This is a genomic window from Amycolatopsis sp. WAC 04182, assembly GCF_003947465.1.
Lineage (GTDB): Bacteria > Actinomycetota > Actinomycetes > Mycobacteriales > Pseudonocardiaceae > Amycolatopsis.
In genome coordinates, this window is sequence record NZ_QHJJ01000030.1 from 1 (window position 1) to 784 (window position 784).

The 784-nt window shown below is 76.5% G+C and carries 2 protein-coding genes; one reads left to right on the forward strand and one right to left on the reverse strand.

Annotated features, from left to right (window positions below):
* Window positions 1-319, forward strand: a 319-nt coding sequence (locus tag DMH01_RS42865) for a hypothetical protein (protein WP_158633301.1), incomplete at its 5' end; no start/stop codon positions are given.
* A gap of 75 nt (window positions 320-394) precedes the next feature.
* On the opposite strand, the gene DMH01_RS42315 is transcribed toward DMH01_RS42865, so the two are convergent.
* On the reverse strand, window positions 395-784 hold a 390-nt coding region (locus DMH01_RS42315; RefSeq protein ID WP_233621887.1), incomplete at its 5' end, for a hypothetical protein.

A 784-nucleotide genomic window follows, 5' to 3' on the forward strand; every position in this document is an offset into this window, starting at 1 on the left:
CGATCCGGCCGCGTTCGCGGTCGTGACCGTGCCCAGGGTGGGGCTCGCCGCGCTGGCCGTGCTCGTGGGCCGGCCCTGGCCGCTGGCGGCGCTGGTGTTGTTGCTGCCGCTCGGGCCGTGGCGCTTCACCGACGGCTTCGCCACGGTGGACCTGACGTGGTTGCTGCCGCGCCGCGACGTGCAGATCCTCCCGCTGCCCGCGACCTCGCCGTTCCTCATCTGGTACGCCTCCCTCACCGGCCGGCGGATGGCCCGGCTGTGGCCCGCGGCGGCCGTACGGGTGGCGGGTCTGGCGATCAGACGCCTTCCCGGACGATGAGGTCACGGGCGGAGAAGCCGCGGGTGACCGGAACACCCGCGGCACAGGCAGCGGTCGCCGGCCGTACGGTGCCGCTCAGGCGGTCCGGCTCGGGGCGGGGCGCCGGGCGAGGATGACCTCGGGCGTCGTCACCCGTTCCCCGCGGCCGGACGGGGCGGCGTCCAGCCGGGCGGCCCCCGCCGCCTCGACGAACGCGGGCAGCCGGGCGCCCAGCCTGGCCGGGGCCGTGTAGGCGTAGGAGAGCTGCAGGCCGGGCAGGGCGTCGAGGTCGTAGGCGAGGCGCTGCTCGTACCGGCCGGACTCCAGGTCGGAGAAGGGCGAGCCGGCCAGCACGTCGTGGTGGTGCTCGCCGGTGTGCTGGAAGGAGCCCGTGGCCGTCCAGGTGCCGACGCCGAACTCCTCGCGTACCCGGCGCATGACCGGCTCCCACGGCTCCTCGCCCGGGTCGCGCGTGGGGCCGACCAG